This is a genomic window from Enterobacter cloacae complex sp. ECL72 (genome assembly GCF_019056635.1).
GTDB classification, from domain to species: domain Bacteria; phylum Pseudomonadota; class Gammaproteobacteria; order Enterobacterales; family Enterobacteriaceae; genus Enterobacter; species Enterobacter hormaechei_C.
Window position 1 is genome coordinate 4576454 of sequence record NZ_CP077659.1, and the last position, 18938, is coordinate 4595391.

The window sequence follows — 18938 nt, forward strand, 5'->3', positions numbered from 1 at the left end:
AAAGCGCTACACAACAACATCACAACAATCGTTATAACCATAATAATGGGGAATCTCAGGATGAACATGAAGGGTAAAGCGTTACTGGCAGGATGTATCGCGTTGGCATTCAGCACTATGGCCCAGGCCGATATTAAAGTGGCCGTGGTGGGCGCGATGTCCGGTCCGGTAGCACAGTACGGCGACCAGGAATTTACCGGCGCGGAACAGGCGGTTGCAGACATTAATGCTAAGGGCGGCATCAAGGGCGAAAAGCTGCAAATCGTAAAATATGACGATGCCTGTGACCCGAAACAGGCGGTCGCGGTGGCGAACAAAGTGGTAAACGACGGGATCAAATACGTTATCGGTCACCTGTGCTCCTCTTCCACCCAGCCCGCGTCTGACATCTACGAAGACGAAGGCATTCTGATGATCACGCCGGCCGCGACGGCGCCAGAGCTGACCGCGCGCGGCTATAAGCTGATCCTGCGTACCACCGGTCTGGACTCCGATCAGGGGCCAACCGCCGCGAAATATATCGTGGAAAAAGTGAAGCCGCAGCGCATCGCGATTGTTCATGACAAACAGCAGTACGGCGAAGGCCTGGCCCGTGCGGTGCAGGATAACCTGAAAAAAGCGAACGCCAACGTGGTGTTCTTTGACGGTATCACCGCCGGTGAGAAAGACTTCTCGACCCTGGTCGCGCGTCTGAAGAAAGAAAATATCGATTTCGTTTACTACGGCGGCTACCACCCGGAAATGGGGCAGATCCTGCGCCAGGCGCGTGCGGCGGGTCTGAAGACGCAGTTCATGGGGCCAGAAGGTGTCGCGAACGTTTCCCTGTCTAATATCGCGGGTGAATCCGCTGAAGGGCTGCTGGTGACCAAACCGAAGAACTACGACCAGGTGCCTGCGAACAAACCTGTTGTCGATGCCATCAAGGCGAAGAAACAGGATCCAAGCGGTGCGTTCGTCTGGACCACCTACGCAGCGTTGCAGTCTCTGCAAGCGGGCCTGAACCAGTCAGCCGATCCGGCGGAGATTGCCACCTGGCTGAAAGCGAACTCGGTGGAAACCGTGATGGGGCCGCTGTCCTGGGATGAGAAGGGCGATTTGAAGGGCTTCGAGTTCGGCGTGTTTGACTGGCATGCCAACGGCACGGCGACTGACGCAAAATAAACGTAAAAAGGCAACGCAAGTTGCCTTTTTTAATGTTTTCTCCCTCTCCCCGTGGGAGAGGGCCGGGGTGAGGGCATCAGCCCGCTCAGCCCTCTTTTGCCCGGTGGCGCTTCGCTTACCGGGCCTACTATGAGCACCTCGCAGCCGCCACCCGGCTTTCTTTTAGCGCTTCTCCCACCCGTTCGCCTGCGCCGTAAACCCTAACGCCTGCATAAACGCCGCCATCACGCCGCGATCCTCTACGCCCACGTCGGCCATCCACCAGGAGGTTACGCTCGGGTTTTCGCGGATCACCTCTTCAATTAAATACTGCCCGACCCCGCGACGACGGGTCACGTCGCGCACGCGCAGGGAGTCCAGCGCCCCTTCCGTGCCGCTCAGCGTTACGCGGACGGCGGCCAGCAGACGTTCATTAAAACGCGCGGCATAGATGCGGTGGTTTTCATCGACGGCCAGCGATGAAGGGGAATATTCCGGCCAGATCTTGCCCAGGTCGATACGATCCTGGTCGCTAAAGGTCACCAGACGCACGATAGTCAGTTTCATTAGCTGCTTGTCCAAATCAAAAAGAGTAGGGCCAGTGTACTCAATTTATTTGCTCAGGCGCTTTCTCTTTTTCTTCCCATTTACCAGGTGATTAGTTTTTTGGCAGCGCGATGGGCAGTTTGAAAACACATGGATCGAAAAATAAGCAGAATTTTAACCTGAAGGGCAGTGATTTATTCGGCGCTTTGTACCGTTATTTTATGCTGCAAACCGCGCTTTTATTTGTTTATCTCCGCCTGATTTCAGAATATTATCTTTGCTTAATCGCCTGAAAAATAGAGATTTTAGTCTGGTTTTTGACAAAAAACTGCGCTAAACCATTAAAGGCACTGGTAAAAATAGCGTTGTTCATAAAAAGTACAGAATGCTTTTTAACCATAATAAAACAAAATATAAACATGACATCACGAATGGGGATTCAGAGATGAAAAGGAACGCGAAGACGTTAATCGCGGGGATGGTCGCACTGTCGATCTCGCATGCCGCTATGGCAGACGACATTAAAGTTGCGGTAGTGGGGGCGATGTCCGGCCCTGTTGCCCAGTGGGGTGACATGGAGTTCAACGGCGCGCGTCAGGCCATCAAAGATATCAACGCCAAAGGCGGCATCAAAGGCGACAAGCTGGTAGGCGTGGAGTATGACGACGCCTGCGATCCTAAACAGGCCGTCGCGGTCGCCAACAAAATCGTTAACGACGGTATCCAGTACGTCATCGGGCACCTGTGTTCTTCCTCCACGCAGCCTGCGTCTGATATCTACGAAGACGAAGGCATTCTGATGATCACCCCGGGTGCCACCAACCCGGAACTGACCCAGCGCGGCTACCAGCACATCATGCGTACCGCCGGTCTGGACTCCTCTCAGGGGCCAACCGCCGCCAAATACATCCTCGAAACCGTTAAGCCGCAGCGTATCGCCATCATTCATGATAAGCAGCAGTACGGCGAAGGCCTGGCGCGTTCCGTGCAGGATGGCCTGAAAAAAGGCGGCGCAAACATCGTCTTCTTCGACGGCATTACCGCTGGTGAGAAAGACTTCTCCGCGCTGATCGCCCGCCTGCAAAAAGAGAATATCGACTTCGTTTACTACGGCGGCTACTACCCGGAAATGGGGCAGATGCTGCGCCAGGCGCGCGCCACCGGCCTGAAAACCCAGTTTATGGGGCCAGAGGGCGTCGGTAATGCCTCCCTGTCCAACATCGCGGGCGATTCTGCCGAAGGCATGCTGGTGACGATGCCAAAACGCTATGACCAGGATCCGGCGAATAAGGCTATCGTGGATGCGCTCAAGGCGCAGAAGAAAGATCCGAGCGGTCCGTACGTCTGGATCACCTACGCGGCCGTGCAGTCTCTGGCCACCGCGCTGGACCGTACCGGCAGTAAAGAGCCGCTGGATCTGGTGAAAGATTTAAAAGCACACGGGGCGAACACCGTGATTGGGCCGCTGAACTGGGATGAGAAAGGCGATCTGAAGGGATTTGAGTTTGGTGTCTTTAAGTGGCACGCCGACGGGTCTTCCTCGGTCGCCAAATAATCATCCCACCGCCCGGCTCACCGGGCGGGTATAAAAAGGTTTTCTTATGTCCGAGCAGTTTCTCTACTTCTTGCAGCAGATGTTTAACGGCGTCACGCTGGGAAGCACCTACGCGCTGATCGCCATCGGCTACACGATGGTTTACGGCATTATCGGCATGATCAACTTCGCCCACGGCGAGGTGTACATGATCGGTAGCTACGTCTCCTTTATGATTATCGCCGCGCTGATGATGATGGGCATCGACAGCAGCTGGCTGCTGGTGGCCGCCGGGTTTGTCGGCGCGATTGTGATCGCCAGCGCCTACGGCTGGAGTATTGAACGGGTGGCCTACCGGCCGGTGCGCAGCTCCAAACGCCTGATCGCGCTGATCTCCGCCATCGGTATGTCCATTTTCCTGCAAAACTACGTCAGCCTGACCGAAGGTTCACGCGACGTAGCGCTGCCAAGCCTGTTTAACGGCCAGTGGATTGTGGGGGCCAGCGAACACTTCTCTGCCACCATCACCACCATGCAGCTGGTTATCTGGGTTGTGACCTTTATTGCCATGCTGGCCCTGACCCTGTTCATCCGCTACTCCCGCATGGGACGCGCCTGCCGCGCCTGCGCGGAAGATCTGAAGATGGCGAGCCTGCTCGGGATTAACACCGACCGCGTGATTGCCCTGACCTTCGTGATCGGCGCAGCGATGGCGGCGGTGGCTGGCGTGTTGCTCGGCCAGTTCTACGGCGTAATCAACCCGTACATCGGCTTTATGGCCGGGATGAAAGCCTTCACCGCGGCGGTACTGGGCGGCATCGGCAGCATTCCGGGCGCGATGATCGGCGGCCTGATCCTGGGCGTGGCCGAAGCGCTCTCCTCGGCGTACCTGAGCACCGAATATAAAGATGTGGTGTCGTTTGCCCTGCTGATTCTGGTTCTGCTGGTAATGCCTACCGGTATTCTGGGCCGTCCGGAGGTAGAGAAAGTATGAAACCGATGCATTTTGCGATGGCGCTGCTCTCTGCCGCCATGTTCTTCGTCCTGGCGGGCGTCTTTATGGGCGTCCAGTTAGGACTGGACGGCACGAAGCTGGTGGTGGATACCGCTCCCGACATCCGCTGGCAGTGGGTGTTTATCGGCACCGCGGTGGTGTTCTTGTTCCAGCTGTTGCGTCCGCTGTTCCAGAAGACGCTGAAAAACGTCTCCGGGCCGAAATTCGTCCTGCCGGCGATCGACGGTACAACGGTGAAACAGAAGCTGTTCCTGGTGGCGCTGCTGGTGGCTGCCGTAGCGTGGCCGTTTATGGTCTCGCGCGGGACGGTGGATATTGCCACCCTGACCATGATCTACGTGATTCTGGGGCTCGGTCTGAACGTGGTGGTGGGGCTGTCTGGCCTGCTGGTGCTGGGCTACGGCGGGTTCTACGCCATCGGCGCTTACACCTTCGCGCTGCTGAACCACTATTACGGCCTCGGCTTCTGGACCTGTCTGCCGCTGGCGGGGCTGGTCTCTGCCGCGGCGGGCTTCCTGCTCGGCTTCCCGGTGCTGCGCCTGCGCGGTGACTATCTGGCGATTGTGACCTTAGGCTTCGGCGAAATCGTCCGTATTCTGCTGCTCAACAATACCGAAGTGACCGGCGGTCCGAACGGCATCAGCCAGATCCCGAAACCGACCTTCTTCGGCCTGGAGTTCAGCCGTACCGCCCGTGAAGGCGGCTGGGATACCTTCAGCAATTTCTTTGGCATCAAGTACGATCCGTCCGACCGCGTGATCTGGCTCTATCTGGTGGCGCTGCTGCTGGTGGTGATTACCCTGTTCGTGATCAACCGTCTGCTGCGCATGCCGCTGGGCCGCGCCTGGGAAGCGCTGCGCGAAGATGAAATCGCCTGCCGCTCCCTGGGCCTGAACCCGACCCGCATCAAGCTGACCGCATTTACCATCAGCGCCGCGTTTGCCGGTTTCGCCGGGACGCTGTTTGCCGCACGTCAGGGCTTCGTCAGCCCGGAATCGTTCACCTTTGCCGAATCCGCCTTTGTGCTGGCGATTGTGGTGCTCGGCGGAATGGGCTCGCAGTTCGCCGTGATCCTCGCGGCTATCCTGCTGGTGGTCTCCCGCGAGCTGATGCGCGACTTTAACGAATACAGCATGTTAATGCTGGGTGGTTTGATGGTGCTGATGATGATCTGGCGTCCGCAGGGTCTGCTGCCGATGACCCGTCCACAGCTGAAGCTGAAACGCACACAGGCGAAAGGAGAGCAGGCATGAAGCCTTTATTATCCGTTAACGGCCTGATGATGCGCTTTGGCGGCCTGCTGGCGGTCAACAATGTGAATCTGGATCTGCACAAGAAAGAGATTGTCTCCCTGATTGGCCCGAACGGCGCGGGAAAAACCACGGTCTTTAACTGTTTGACCGGCTTCTACAAGCCGACGGGCGGCACCATCATGCTGCGCGACCAGCACCTTGAAGGGCTGCCGGGCCAGCAGATTGCCCGCATGGGCGTGGTGCGCACCTTCCAGCACGTGCGTCTGTTCCGCGAGATGACGGTGATTGAGAACCTGCTGGTGGCACAGCATCAGCAGCTGAAAACCGGGCTGTTCTCCGGCCTGCTGAAAACCCCGGCCTTTCGCCGCACGCAGGAGGAGGCGCTCGACCGCGCCGCGACCTGGCTCGACCGTATCGGCCTGCTCCAGCACGCCAACCGCCAGGCGAGCAACCTCGCTTACGGGGATCAGCGTCGCCTTGAGATCGTGCGCTGCATGGTGACCCAGCCGGAGATCCTGATGCTCGACGAACCAGCGGCAGGTCTCAATCCGAAAGAGACCAAAGAGCTGGACGAGCTGATTGCCGAGCTGCGCGACCATCACGACACCACCATCCTGCTGATTGAGCATGACATGAAGCTGGTGATGGGCATTTCGGACCGTATCTACGTGGTAAACCAGGGCACGCCGCTGGCAAACGGCACGCCGGAAGAGATCCGCAACAACCCGGACGTGATCCGCGCATACCTTGGTGAGGCATAAGATGGAAAAAGCGATGTTAACGTTCGACAAGGTCAACGCGCACTACGGCAAGATCCAGGCGCTGCACGACGTCAGCCTGCACATCAATCAGGGCGAAATCGTCACCCTGATTGGCGCCAACGGCGCGGGTAAAACCACGCTGCTCGGCACCCTGTGCGGCGACCCGCGCGCCACCAGCGGGCGGATTGTGTTTGACGGCAAAGATATTACCGACTGGCAGACGGCTAAGATCATGCGTGAAGCGGTGGCGATTGTCCCGGAAGGGCGCCGCGTATTCTCCCGCATGACGGTGGAAGAGAACCTGGCGATGGGCGGTTTCTTCGCCCATCGGGATGAATTCCAGACCCGCATCAAGTGGGTGTACGAACTCTTCCCGCGCCTGTGGGAGCGTCGTATTCAGCGAGCGGGCACCATGTCCGGTGGCGAGCAGCAGATGCTGGCGATTGGCCGCGCGCTGATGAGCCAGCCGCGCCTGCTGCTGCTGGACGAGCCGTCGCTTGGTCTTGCGCCGATCATTATCCAGCAGATTTTCGACACCATCGAGCAGCTGCGCAAAGAGGGGATGACCATCTTCCTCGTCGAGCAGAACGCCAACCAGGCGCTGAAGCTCGCTGACCGTGGCTACGTGCTGGAGAACGGGCGCGTGGTGCTCTCCGATACCGGTGACGCGCTGCTGGCGAACGAGGCGGTGCGGAGCGCGTACCTCGGAGGCTAAGCCGTCTGTGTTGCCCGGTGGCGCTGCGCTTACCGGGCCTACAGGGATCGACCAGGCCGGGTAAGGCGTACCCGCCACCCGGCTTTTTTAACCACTAAACCCCTTCACACAACCATCATCCCCCTGACGCCTGGCTGTCACTTATCTGTAAACAAACAGTTATTTTTCTGTCATTCGAGCATGTCATGTTACCTCGCGAGCATAAAACGCGTGATATCGCGCATCCGGCACAATAAGAGAGATGACAATGACATCGTTACGACACACAGCTTTGGGTCTGGCACTGGGTCTGGCTTTTGCGACGAACGCAATGGCTGTGACCACCATTCCGTTCTGGCATTCCATGGAAGGGGAGTTGGGTAAAGAGGTTGACTCCCTGGCGCAGCGTTTCAACGACACCCACCCGGATTACAAAATTGTGCCGGTGTACAAAGGCAACTACGAGCAGAGCCTGAGCGCGGGCATCGCCGCCTTCCGTACCGGTAACGCGCCTGCGCTGTTACAGGTTTATGAAGTGGGCACCGCCACCATGATGGCCTCCAAAGCCATCAAGCCGGTCTATGAAGTGTTCAAAGAAGCAGGTATTAACTTCGATGAATCCCAGTTCGTACCGACCGTCTCCGGTTATTACACCGATTCCAGAACCGGCCACCTGCTGTCCCAGCCGTTTAACAGCTCCACGCCGGTGCTGTATTACAACAAAGACGCCTTCAAAAAAGCCGGTTTAGATCCGGAGCAGCCGCCAAAAACCTGGCAGGATCTGGCGGAGTACACCGCGAAGCTGAAAGCGGCGGGGATGAAGTGCGGCTACGCCAGCGGCTGGCAGGGCTGGATCCAGATTGAAAACTTCAGCGCCTGGCACGGCCTGCCGGTTGCCACCCAAAATAACGGCTTCGACGGTACCGACGCGGTGCTGGAGTTCAACAAGCCGGAGCAGGTGAAGCACATCGCGCTGCTGGAAGCACTCAACAAGAAGGGCGACTTCAGCTACTTCGGGCGTAAAGACGAATCCACCGAGAAGTTCTACAACGGCGACTGTGCCATTACTACCGCCTCGTCCGGCTCGCTGGCGGATATACGTCACTATGCCAAATTCAACTACGGCGTGGGCATGATGCCGTACGACGCTGACGTTAAAGGCGCGCCGCAAAACGCTATCATCGGCGGGGCGAGCCTGTGGGTGATGCAGGGTAAAGACAACGGCACCTACAAAGGCGTGGCCGAGTTCCTCGACTTCCTGGCGAAGCCGGAAAACGCCGCCGAGTGGCACCAGAAGACCGGCTATCTGCCGATCACCAAAGCCGCGTACGACCTGACCCGCGAGCAGGGCTTCTACAGCAAGAACCCGGGCGCAGACATCGCGACGCGCCAGATGCTGAACAAGCCGCCGTTGCCGTTCACCAAAGGCCTGCGTCTGGGCAACATGCCGCAGATCCGCACCATCGTGGATGAAGAGCTGGAAAGCGTGTGGACCGGGAAGAAAACGCCACAGCAGGCGCTGGACGCTGCGGTAGAGCGCGGGAATCAGCTGCTGCGCCGCTTTGAGCAGTCGACCAAATCGTAATCGCTGAAACGCCCGGTGACGCGTAGCGATCCGGGCCTACGGGGGATCGTGCGGGCTGATGCCCTCACCCCAACCCTCTCCCACGGGGAGAGGGAGAAATATTTGTAGGCCGGGTAAGGCGTAGCCGCCACCCGGCAATGTTCAGGAACCTAATCTCAATGTCCTCATCCCGTCCGGTGTTCCGTTCCCGCTGGCTGCCGTACCTGTTGGTCGCACCGCAGCTGGTCATCACCGTTATCTTCTTTATCTGGCCTGCGGGCGAAGCGCTGTGGTACTCGGTACAAAGCGTCGATCCGTTCGGGCTTTCCAGCCAGTTTGTCGGGCTGGACAACTTTACCGCGCTGTTCCACGACAGCTACTACCTTGGACTCCTTCTGGACGACGATCAAATTCAGTGCGCTGGTCACCGTGAGCGGTCTTGTCGCGTCGCTGTTTTTCGCCGCGCTGGTGGATTACGTGGTGCGCGGCAGCCGTCTGTATCAGACCCTGATGCTGCTGCCCTACGCCGTGGCTCCTGCCGTGGCCGCCGTGCTGTGGATCTTCCTGTTTAACCCAGGGCGCGGGCTGATTACCCACTTCCTGGGCGAGTTTGGCTACGACTGGAACCACGCTCAGAACAGCGGTCAGGCGATGTTCCTGGTGGTGTTCGCCTCGGTGTGGAAGCAGATCAGCTATAACTTCCTGTTTTTCTTTGCCGCGCTACAGTCTATCCCGCGTTCGCTGGTGGAGGCCGCCGCCATCGACGGTGCAGGGCCGGTGCGCCGCTTCTTCCGGCTGTCGCTGCCGCTGATCGCCCCGGTGAGTTTCTTCCTGCTGGTGGTTAACCTCGTGTACGCCTTCTTCGACACCTTCCCGGTGATTGACGCCGCCACCGCGGGCGGCCCGGTGCAGGCGACCACCACGCTGATTTACAAGATCTACCGCGAAGGCTTTGCCGGACTTGATCTCTCAGCGTCTGCCGCGCAGTCCGTGGTGCTGATGTTCCTCGTCATCATCCTCACGGTGGTGCAGTTCCGCTATGTCGAAAGTAAGGTGCGCTACCAATGATTGAGAACCGTCGCGGGCTGACGATTTTCAGCCATACCATGCTGATTTTAGGGATTATCGTCATCCTGTTCCCACTGTACGTGGCCTTCGTCGCCGCCACGCTGGACACCAAAGCGGTGTTCGACACCCCGATGACGCTGATCCCGGGCGGACACCTTTTCGAAAACATGAAGACCATCTGGACCCAGGGCGTGGGCGCCAACAGCGCGCCGTTCTGGCTGATGATGCTCAACAGCTTCATCATGGCGTTTGGCATCACCGTCGGCAAAATTACGGTGTCGATGCTCTCAGCGTTCGCCATCGTCTGGTTCCGCTTTCCGCTGCGTAACCTGTTTTTCTGGATGATTTTCATCACCCTGATGCTGCCGGTAGAGGTGCGTATCTTCCCGACGGTGGAGGTGATCGCCAACCTGAAGATGCTCGACAGCTACGCGGGCTTAACCCTGCCGCTGATGGCCTCGGCGACCGCCACCTTCCTGTTCCGCCAGTTCTTTATGACCCTGCCGGATGAGTTGATTGAAGCCGCGCGCATCGACGGGGCCTCGCCGATGCGCTTCTTCCGCGACATCGTGCTGCCGCTGTCGAAAACCAACCTCGCGGCGCTGTTTGTGATCACCTTTATCTACGGCTGGAACCAGTATCTGTGGCCGTTGCTGATCGTTCAGGACGTCAACCTCGGCACCGCCGTGGCAGGCATCAAAGGCATGATCGCCACCGGCGAAGGCACCACCCTCTGGAACCAGGTGATGGCGGCGATGCTGCTCACCCTTATCCCACCCGTAGTCATTGTTTTAGCCATGCAGCGCGCGTTTGTCCGCGGCCTGGTCGATAGCGAGAAATAAGATGGCAGGTTTAAAATTACAGGCAGTTACCAAAAGCTGGGACGGTAAAACCCAGGTCATTCAGCCGCTGACGCTCGACGTGGCGGACGGGGAATTTATCGTGATGGTCGGCCCGTCCGGCTGCGGAAAATCCACCCTGCTGCGTATGGTGGCCGGGCTGGAGCGCGTAACGTCCGGGGATATCTGGATTGACCGCCAGCGCGTCACTGAGATGGAGCCCAAAGATCGCGGCATCGCGATGGTGTTCCAGAACTATGCCCTCTATCCGCACATGAGCGTGGAAGAGAACATGGCCTGGGGGCTGAAAATCCGCGGTATGGGCAAAGGTCATATCGAGGAGCGCGTGAAAGAGGCCGCGCGCATTCTGGAGCTGGACGGCCTGCTGAAGCGCCGTCCGCGCGAGCTTTCCGGCGGCCAGCGTCAGCGCGTGGCGATGGGGCGCGCCATCGTGCGCGACCCGGCGGTATTCCTGTTCGACGAACCGCTGTCAAACCTCGACGCCAAACTGCGCGTGCAGATGCGCCTTGAGCTACAGCAGCTGCATCGCCGCCTGAAAACCACGTCCCTCTATGTGACTCACGATCAGGTTGAAGCCATGACCCTCGCCCAGCGCGTGATGGTGATGAACAAAGGCATCGCCGAGCAGATTGGCACCCCGGTGGAGGTCTACGAAAAACCGGCCAGCCGTTTTGTGGCGAGCTTTATCGGCAGCCCGGCGATGAACCTGCTGGACGGGCGGATCAATGCGGCGGGAACCCACTTCGAGCTGGAAAGCGGGATGGCGTTGCCGATCAACTGGTACTATCGTGGCTACGCCGGGCGTAAGATGACGCTCGGTATCCGCCCGGAGCATATTGGTTTGACGTCTCAGGCGGACGGCGGCGTGCCGCTGGTGATGGATACGCTGGAGATGCTGGGCGCAGACAACCTGGCGCACGGGCGCTGGGGCGAGCAAAAGCTGGTGGTGCGCCTGCCGCATCAGGAGCGCCCGAAGGCAGGCAGCACGCTGTGGCTGCATATGCCGGAAAATCACCTGCACTTATTTGACGGTGAAACAGGACAACGAGTATGAGCAACTGGCCTTACCCCCACATCGTCGCCCACCGTGGCGGCGGTAAACTGGCGCCGGAAAACACCCTGGCGGCAATTGACGTTGGCGCGCGCTACGGCCACACGATGATCGAGTTCGACGCCAAGCTGTCGAAGGACGGCGAAATTTTCCTGCTGCACGACGACAATCTCGAACGCACCAGCAACGGCTGGGGCGTGGCGGGCGAACTGCCGTGGCGTGACCTGCTGAAGGTGGATGCCGGTAGCTGGTACAGCGGCGAATTTAAAGGCGAACCGCTGCCGCTGCTGGCGGAAGTGGCGGACCGCTGTCGTCAACACGGCATGATGGCCAACATCGAAATCAAACCGACCACCGGCACCGGGCCGCTGACGGGTAAAGTGATTGCCCTTGCCGCGCGCGAGCTGTGGGAAGGGATGACCGCGCCGCTGTTATCGTCGTTTGACATCGACGCGCTGGAAGCCGCACAGGCCGCCGTTCCGGAGTTGCCGCGCGGGCTGCTGCTGGATGAGTGGCGAGAAGACTGGCGCGCGCTGGCGACCCGCTTAGGCTGCGTGTCGATCCACCTCAACCATAAGCTGCTGGATGAAGCGCGCGTGACGCTGTTGAAGGAGGCCGGTCTGCATATCCTGGTGTATACCGTCAACAAACCCCAGCGTGCAGCCGAGCTGCTGCGCTGGGGCGTGGACAGCATCTGTACCGATGCGATTGACCAGATCGGGCCGAACTTTATTTATTAAGCATACTGCCGTTCTGCTGGGTCGGCAGCATGTGCTGCTGACCGCTGCTTTGCGACACCCCTCCCCCTAACATCCCACCGTTTGAGTTTGGCAGCGGCTGCTCCCGCATCTGGCCCTGCTGCACGCGCTGGGTGTTGGTATTCATCTGGTTTTGCAGGTGCTGCTGCTGCACCTGGGTCTGCGTTTTTAACTGCTGATTGAGCATCCCTTTCTGCTGCTGTTGCTGGCTCATCATCTCCGTCTTCATACGCTGCTGGCTCGGAATGACGTAGCCCGGCTGGTTCGGGTTGTTCAGGGTGTTGATTGGCTGTGCGAGCGCGGCGAACGGAAGCAGCGCGGTCAGGATCAGTAATCGTTTCATGGTTATCTCCTCCTTTGAGGCTTCTCTTAAGTTTACCCTGATTCCGGCATAACGATGATTTTTTAAGAGTTGTGAACCAGGCTTAAGCGGGGAATATGGGCCCCTTCACCTGGAGAACAATAATGATGAAACCAACCTTTTTGCGCTGGGTCGCCATCGCTGCGCTGATGGCAGGCGGCACATTTACCGTGGCGGCCAACCCGCCCGCCGCTCCTCCGGTCTCTTACGGCATGGAGGAGGATGTTTTTCACCCCGTGCGGGCGACGCACGGCATGGTGGCCTCGGTTGACGCGCTGGCAACGCAGGTGGGCGTCGATATTCTTAAACAGGGCGGTAACGCGGTGGATGCGGCGGTCGCGGTGGGATATGCGCTGGCGGTGACGCATCCACAGGCGGGGAACCTGGGCGGCGGCGGGTTTATGATGCTGCGCACCAAAGACGGTAAAACCACGGCCATCGACTTCCGTGAGATGGCGCCGAACCAGGCCTCCCGCGATATGTTCCTCGACGATCAGGGCAATCCGGACAGTAAAAAATCTCTGACCTCGCACCTTGCCTCCGGCACGCCGGGCACCGTTGCGGGCTTCTCGCTGGCGCTGGAAAAATACGGCACGCTGCCGCTGAATAAAGTGGTGCAGCCTGCCATCAAGCTGGCGTGCGACGGCTTCGTCGTCAACGACGCGCTGGCGGACGACCTCAAAACCTACGGCAGCGAAGTTATTCCCAATCATGAGAACAGCAAGGCTATCTTCTGGAAAGACGGCGAGCCGCTGAAAAAGGGCGATAAGCTGGTGCAGAAGAACCTCGCAAAAAGTCTCGAACTGATTGCCGAAAACGGTCCGGACGCCTTCTATAAGGGGCCGATTGCCGATCAGATTGCCGATGAGATGCAGAAGAACGGCGGGCTGATCACCAAAGCGGATCTGGCGGAATATAAGGCGGTGGAGCGCGAGCCGATCAGCGGCACCTATCGCGGCTACGAGGTCTTCTCCATGCCGCCACCGTCCTCCGGGGGCATTCACATCGTGCAGATCCTCAATATTCTGGAAAACTTCGATATGCACAAGTTCGGCTTCGGTAGCGCCGATGCCATGCAGGTGATGGCGGAGGCGGAGAAGCGCGCCTACGCTGACCGCTCGGAATACCTTGGCGATCCGGACTTCGTGAAGGTGCCGTGGCAGGCGCTGACCAACAAAGCCTATGCCAAATCGATTGCCAACGAGATCGACATCAACAAGGCGAAGCCGTCGAGCGAGATCCGCCCCGGCAAGCTGGCGCCGTATGAAAGTAACCAGACCACCCATTTCTCGGTGGTGGATAAAGACGGTAACGCGGTGGCGGTGACCTACACGCTTAACACCACTTTCGGCACCGGCATTGTGGCGGGCAACAGCGGTATTTTGCTGAACAACGAGATGGATGACTTCTCTGCCAGACCGGGCGTGCCGAACGTCTACGGCCTGGTCGGCGGCGATGCGAATGCGGTCGGGCCGAAGAAGCGCCCGCTGTCGTCCATGTCGCCCACCATCGTGGTGAAAGACGGCAAAACCTGGCTGGTGACCGGCAGCCCTGGCGGGAGCCGGATTATCACAACCGTGCTGCAAATGGTGGTGAACAGTATCGACTTTGGGATGAACGTCGCCGAAGCGACCAATGCGCCGCGTTTCCACCACCAGTGGCTGCCGGACGAGCTGCGCGTGGAGAAGGGCTTTAGCCCGGACACCCTCAAGCTGCTTGAGCAGCGCGGGCAGAAGGTGGCGGTGAAGGAGGCGATGGGCAGCACCCAGAGCATTATGGTCGGGCCGGACGGGGCGCTATTTGGCGCATCGGACCCGCGTTCGGTGGATGATTTAACGGCGGGGTATTGATTTTTTTGCCCGGTGGCGCTGCGCTTACCGGGCCTACAACGGCACGAACGTAGGCCGGGTAAGGCGAAGCCGCCACCCGGCAACAAACTACTTCATACGCGCCATATAATACGCATCCACATACTCGCCGTTGCGCAGGGCGTAGCGCCTGCCGGTGCCTTCAATCTCAAACCCGTGCTTTTTGTACACTTCGATTGCCGGTTCGTTATCCACAAACACCGTTAACTCGATGCGGTCGACGCGCAGCCAGTTGTCGCACATATCGATCATGGTGCGAATCAGTGCGCTGGCCACGCCGCGGTTATGCCACTGCGCGCCAACGCAGATACCGAAATCTGCAACGTGGCTGCGGCGTGGTCGCTGGGCGACATCAATGGTGAGGTGGCCGACCACGATATCATCAATGCAGGCAACCAGCTGTTTAATGCCCGGCTGCTCGCCTAGCCGCATTTGCCACATTTCCATTGAAGGATGAGGAACCTGTAGCGTGTTGTGGTACACCTCCGGCTGGGCGTGGATCTGACGAATGGCGTCGTAATCTTTCGGTTCAGCGTGGCGTATCACTATCTCACTCATTCCTTGTTCCTCAGTCAGTTAAAAGTCCCCTCCAACATCAGTGACTTTAAAAGTTGAGTCAATCGCTATTTTTTGCAAAAAGTGTTGGACAAGTGCGAATGAGAATGATTATTATTGCTCTGCATTCAGGAAGACCTCTACGGGAACCTGAAAGCACGACATTGCTCACATTGCTTCCAGTATTACTTTAGCCAGCTTCTCGCTGGCTTTTTTTTGCCCTTTTTCTCCCTTTCCCCGTGGGAGAGGGCTGGGGTGAGGGCAAAACATGCGCTATGGTAAAACTCAGTAACCTTCCAAAAGGACTGAGCCATGACACTACATTGCGCATTTATTGGATTTGGCAAAAGCACCACGCGTTACCACCTTCCGTATGTTCTCAACCGTAAAGATACCTGGCACGTGGCTCATATCTACCGCCGCCGCGCGAAGCCGGAAGAACAGTCTCCGCAGTATTCTCACATTCATTTCACCAGCGATCTTGATGAAGTGCTTAATGACCCGCAGGTGAAGCTGGTGGTGGTCTGTACCCACGCTGATAGCCACTTTGACTACGCGAAACGCGCGCTGGAAGCGGGTAAAAACGTGCTGGTGGAAAAGCCGTTCACCCCGACCATCGCCGAAGCGAAGGAGCTGTTCGCGCTGGCGAAAAGCAAAGGGCTGACCGTCACGCCGTACCAGAACCGTCGCTTTGACAGCTGCTTCCTGACGGCAAAAAAGGCAATTGAAAGCGGCAAACTCGGCGAGATCGTGGAAATCGAAAGCCACTTCGATTACTACCGCCCGGTGGCGGAAACCCAGCCCGGACTGCCGCAGGACGGATCTTTCTACGGTCTCGGTGTGCACACCATGGACCAGATCATCTCCTTGTTTGGCCGCCCGGACCACGTGGCGTATGACATCCGCAGCCTGCGCAATAAGGCCAACCCGGACGATACCTTTGAAGCGCAGCTGTTCTACGGCGACCTGAAAGCCATCGTAAAAACCAGCCATCTGGTGAAAATCGACTACCCGAAATTTATCGTTCACGGCAAGAAAGGCTCCTTTATCAAGTACGGTATTGACCAACAGGAGACCAGCCTGAAGGCCAATATCATGCCGGGTGAACCGGGCTTTGCGGCAGATGATTCCGTGGGCGTGCTGGAGTACGTGAACGACGAGGGCCTGGCGGTCAGGGAAGAGCTGAAGCCGGAAACGGGCGACTATGGACGCGTCTACGATGCGCTGTATGACACCCTCACCACCGGCGCGCCGAATTATGTCAAGGAATCTGACGTTCTGACCAATCTGGAAATCCTTGAACGGGCCTTCGAGCAGGCCTCGCCTGCCACGGTAACCCTCGCCAGATAAGCAAAAACGGCTCCTCTGCGCTTGTTCTAAATTTTTGAACAGAGGAGTCAATTTTCACCCTCTATGATCCCAGGGCGTTTGCGTCCACACTTACTCCATCGAAACGAACTGAGGGTGAAAACAATGATCTACTTACGCAAAGCAAACGAACGTGGTCACGCGAATCATGGCTGGCTGGACTCATGGCATTCATTCTCGTTTGCCGACTACTACGACCCGAACTTTATGGGCTTCTCCGCACTGCGCGTGATTAACGACGACGTGATTGATGCAGGCCAGGGCTTCGGTACCCACCCGCACAAAGACATGGAAATCCTGACCTATGTGCTGGAAGGGGCGGTTGAGCACCAGGACAGCATGGGCAACAAAGAGCAGGTTCCGGCGGGCGAGTTCCAGATTATGAGCGCGGGTACCGGGGTGCGTCACTCTGAGTACAACCCGAGCAAAACGGAAAAACTGCACCTGTATCAAATCTGGATCATTCCAGAAGAGACCGGCATCACGCCACGCTACGAGCAGCGCCGCTTCGACGCGAAACAGGGCAAACAGCTGGTGCTGTCCCCGGATGCGCGTGAAGGTTCCCTGAAAGTGCATCAGGATATGGAGCTGTACCGCTGGGCGCTGGCGAAAGATGAACAGTCTGTACACCAGATTGCCGCCAACCGCCGCGTGTGGATCCAGGTGGTGAAAGGTGAAGTGTCCATCAACGGCACCAAAGCGACAACCGCCGATGGCCTGGCAGTCTGGGATGAGCAGGCGCTCTCCGTGCATGCCGACAGCGAAAGTGAAATTCTGCTGTTTGACCTGCCGCCAGTCTAAATAATTTCTCAACCTTCCCTTTAAACGGGGAAGGTTGAGCTTTGTCCGTGATAAACTGAGCAAATCTCTCACTTCAAGATTTCTCAGGACGATGAAAAAGAAACGCCCCGTACTTCAGGATGTCGCCGATCGCGTCGGTGTGACCAAAATGACGGTCAGCCGTTTTTTACGTAACCCGGAACAGGTTTCCGTGGCGTTGCGTGGCAAGATTGCCGCCGCCCTTGATGAACTGGGTTATATCCCCAACCGCGCGCCCGATATTCTCTCCAATGCGACCAGCCGTGCGGTAGGCGTCCTGCTTCCTTCCTTAACCAACCAGGTATTCGCCGAAGTGCTGCGTGGCATCGAAAGCGTCACCGATGCGTTTGGCTATCAGACCATGCTCGCCCACTACGGATACAAGCCGGAACTGGAAGAGGAACGTCTTGAATCGATGCTTTCCTGGAACATTGACGGCCTGATTTTAACGGAACGTACTCACACCCCGCGCACGCTGAAAATGATTGAAGTGGCAGGCATTCCGGTGGTTGAACTGATGGACAGCCAGTCGCCGTGCCTCGACATCGCCGTGGGGTTCGATAACTTTGAAGCGGCGCGTCAGATGACGGCGGCGATCATCGCCCGCGGTCATCGCCATGTGGCCTATCTGGGTGCGCGTCTGGATGAACGTACTATCATCAAACAGAAGGGATACGAGCAGGCGATGCTCGACGCCGGTTTGACCCCGTACAGCGTGATGGTGGAGCAATCTTCTTCTTACACGTCGGGTATTGAGCTGATGCGTCAGGCGCGACGCGAGTATCCGCAACTGGACGGTATTTTCTGCACCAACGATGACCTTGCGGTCGGCGCCGCGTTTGAGTGCCAGCGTCTGGGTTTAAAAATCCCGGATGATATGGCGATTGCCGGCTTCCACGGCCACGACATTGGCCAGGTGATGGAGCCGCGTCTGGCGAGCGTCCTGACCCCGCGTGAACGCATGGGCCGCATTGGCGCAGAGCGCCTGCTGGCGCGCATTCGTGGTGAGGCAGTTACCCCGAAAATGTTAGATTTAGGTTTCACCTTGTCACCGGGTGGATCTATTTAATCCGACAAATTTGAAGTAGCTCACACTTATTCACTTCGCGCACGTTTGGATATTGCTTCTCTTATGCCCCGGCAGGACAATGTTACCGATAACTGTTACCCGTAACAATTGACTGAGGGACACCCTTTGAGCACGACTAATCACGATCACCACGTTTACGTCCTGATGGGCGTGTCCGGTAGCGGTAAATCTGCCGTGGCGAGCGAAGTGGCGCATCAACTCCAGGCTGCGTTTCTTGATGGTGACTTCCTCCATCCGCGCAGCAACATCATGAAAATGGCTTCCGGCGAGCCGCTGAACGACGACGACCGCAAACCGTGGTTGCAGGCGCTGAATGACGCCGCGTTCGCGATGCAGCGCACCAATAAAGTCTCCCTGATCGTCTGTTCCGCGCTGAAAAAAACCTATCGCGATCTGCTGCGCGATGGCAACCCGAACCTCTCTTTCATCTACCTGAAAGGCGATTTCGGGGTAATTGAAAGCCGCCTGAAGGCGCGTAAAGGCCACTTCTTCAAAACCCAGATGCTGGTCACGCAGTTCGAAGCGTTGCAGGAGCCGGGTGCTGACGAACAGGATGTCTTAGTGGTTGATATCGATCAGCCGCTGGAAGGTGTTGTTGCCAGCACCATCGAGGTTATTAATAAAAGGCAGTAA

General features: G+C 57.9%; 18 protein-coding genes and 1 pseudogene. 16 read left to right on the top strand and 3 right to left on the bottom strand.

Features of this window, described 5'->3' with window-relative positions; translation table 11 throughout:
* The first annotated feature begins 60 nt into the window (after nt 1–60).
* Nucleotides 61–1161, top strand: coding sequence for a branched chain amino acid ABC transporter substrate-binding protein LivJ (livJ, locus tag KTH07_RS22000; RefSeq protein ID WP_015571474.1), 1101 nt, complete (start codon nt 61–63; stop codon nt 1159–1161).
* Between the two features lie 162 nt (nt 1162–1323).
* Here livJ and panM read toward each other — a convergent pair whose 3' ends face one another.
* Nucleotides 1324–1707: an aspartate 1-decarboxylase autocleavage activator PanM gene (gene panM, locus KTH07_RS22005; protein ID WP_015571473.1), complete on the bottom strand. Its 384-nt coding sequence runs from the start codon at nt 1705–1707 to the stop codon at nt 1324–1326.
* 424 nt (nt 1708–2131) lie between these two features.
* Here panM and livK point away from each other — a divergent pair, with 424 nt between their 5' ends.
* The 10 genes and pseudogenes from livK (at nt 2132) to ugpQ (ending at nt 12226) form a co-directional block, all read left to right on the top strand.
* Entirely contained in the window at nt 2132–3241 is a 1110-nt protein-coding gene (gene livK, locus KTH07_RS22010; protein WP_023295547.1) for a high-affinity branched-chain amino acid ABC transporter substrate-binding protein LivK, read from the top strand.
* Nucleotides 3242–3287: 46 nt separating this feature from the next.
* The gene (gene livH, locus KTH07_RS22015; protein WP_023304565.1) at nt 3288–4214 is read left to right on the top strand and encodes a high-affinity branched-chain amino acid ABC transporter permease LivH; all 927 of its coding nucleotides are present in this window, start codon (nt 3288–3290) and stop codon (nt 4212–4214) included.
* Entirely contained in the window at nt 4211–5488 is a 1278-nt protein-coding gene (locus tag KTH07_RS22020) for a high-affinity branched-chain amino acid ABC transporter permease LivM (protein WP_003861542.1), read from the top strand. Before livH ends, KTH07_RS22020 begins: the two co-directional genes overlap by 4 nt.
* A complete protein-coding gene (livG, locus tag KTH07_RS22025) occupies nt 5485–6249 on the top strand; it encodes a high-affinity branched-chain amino acid ABC transporter ATP-binding protein LivG (protein WP_003861544.1) in 765 nt (254 codons plus the stop codon). Before KTH07_RS22020 ends, livG begins: the two co-directional genes overlap by 4 nt.
* A 1-nt stretch (nt 6250) precedes the next feature.
* The gene (livF, locus tag KTH07_RS22030; protein WP_015571469.1) at nt 6251–6964 is read left to right on the top strand and encodes a high-affinity branched-chain amino acid ABC transporter ATP-binding protein LivF; all 714 of its coding nucleotides are present in this window, start codon (nt 6251–6253) and stop codon (nt 6962–6964) included.
* A gap of 247 nt (nt 6965–7211) precedes the next feature.
* Complete coding sequence (gene ugpB / locus KTH07_RS22035) at nt 7212–8528, top strand: sn-glycerol-3-phosphate ABC transporter substrate-binding protein UgpB (RefSeq protein ID WP_023304564.1); 1317 nt, start codon at nt 7212–7214, stop codon at nt 8526–8528.
* Between the two features lie 158 nt (nt 8529–8686).
* Nucleotides 8687–9575, top strand: a pseudogene (ugpA, locus tag KTH07_RS22040) (sn-glycerol-3-phosphate ABC transporter permease UgpA).
* Entirely contained in the window at nt 9572–10417 is an 846-nt protein-coding gene (gene ugpE, locus KTH07_RS22045) for a sn-glycerol-3-phosphate ABC transporter permease UgpE (protein ID WP_015571468.1), read from the top strand. Before ugpA ends, ugpE begins: the two are co-directional and overlap by 4 nt.
* A 1-nt stretch (nt 10418) precedes the next feature.
* Nucleotides 10419–11489, top strand: coding sequence for a sn-glycerol-3-phosphate import ATP-binding protein UgpC (locus KTH07_RS22050; RefSeq protein WP_022649656.1), 1071 nt, complete (start codon nt 10419–10421; stop codon nt 11487–11489).
* Nucleotides 11486–12226 (top strand): glycerophosphodiester phosphodiesterase, encoded by a 741-nt coding sequence (ugpQ, locus tag KTH07_RS22055; protein WP_023304563.1) that lies wholly within the window; start codon nt 11486–11488, stop codon nt 12224–12226. Before KTH07_RS22050 ends, ugpQ begins: the two co-directional genes overlap by 4 nt.
* Here ugpQ and KTH07_RS22060 read toward each other — a convergent pair.
* The gene (locus KTH07_RS22060) at nt 12216–12587 is read right to left on the bottom strand and encodes a DUF2756 family protein (protein WP_023304562.1); all 372 of its coding nucleotides are present in this window, start codon (nt 12585–12587) and stop codon (nt 12216–12218) included. The genes ugpQ and KTH07_RS22060 overlap by 11 nt on opposite strands.
* Before the next feature lie 122 nt (nt 12588–12709).
* On the opposite strand from KTH07_RS22060, the gene ggt reads away from it, so the two are divergent.
* Nucleotides 12710–14455, top strand: a complete 1746-nt coding sequence (gene ggt, locus KTH07_RS22065) for a gamma-glutamyltransferase (protein WP_217310849.1) — start codon at nt 12710–12712, stop codon at nt 14453–14455.
* An 87-nt stretch (nt 14456–14542) separates the two neighbouring features.
* Here the strand turns inward: ggt and yhhY are convergent, their stop codons facing one another.
* Nucleotides 14543–15031, bottom strand: a complete 489-nt coding sequence (yhhY, locus tag KTH07_RS22070; protein WP_023304560.1) for an N-acetyltransferase — start codon at nt 15029–15031, stop codon at nt 14543–14545.
* A 309-nt stretch (nt 15032–15340) separates the two neighbouring features.
* Here yhhY and KTH07_RS22075 point away from each other — a divergent pair, with 309 nt between their 5' ends.
* The 4 genes from KTH07_RS22075 (at nt 15341) to gntK (ending at nt 18938) form a co-directional block, all read left to right on the top strand.
* Nucleotides 15341–16378 carry an oxidoreductase gene (locus KTH07_RS22075; protein WP_023304559.1) on the top strand — a complete coding sequence of 346 codons (1038 nt, stop codon included), beginning with the start codon at nt 15341–15343 and terminating at the stop codon, nt 16376–16378.
* A 123-nt stretch (nt 16379–16501) separates the two neighbouring features.
* Nucleotides 16502–17197, top strand: a complete 696-nt coding sequence (locus KTH07_RS22080; RefSeq protein WP_003861565.1) for a pirin family protein — start codon at nt 16502–16504, stop codon at nt 17195–17197.
* A gap of 91 nt (nt 17198–17288) precedes the next feature.
* The gene (gene gntR / locus KTH07_RS22085) at nt 17289–18284 is read left to right on the top strand and encodes a gluconate operon transcriptional repressor GntR (protein WP_003861567.1); all 996 of its coding nucleotides are present in this window, start codon (nt 17289–17291) and stop codon (nt 18282–18284) included.
* Nucleotides 18285–18410: 126 nt separating this feature from the next.
* Nucleotides 18411–18938: a gluconokinase gene (gene gntK / locus KTH07_RS22090; RefSeq protein ID WP_003861569.1), complete on the top strand. Its 528-nt coding sequence runs from the start codon at nt 18411–18413 to the stop codon at nt 18936–18938.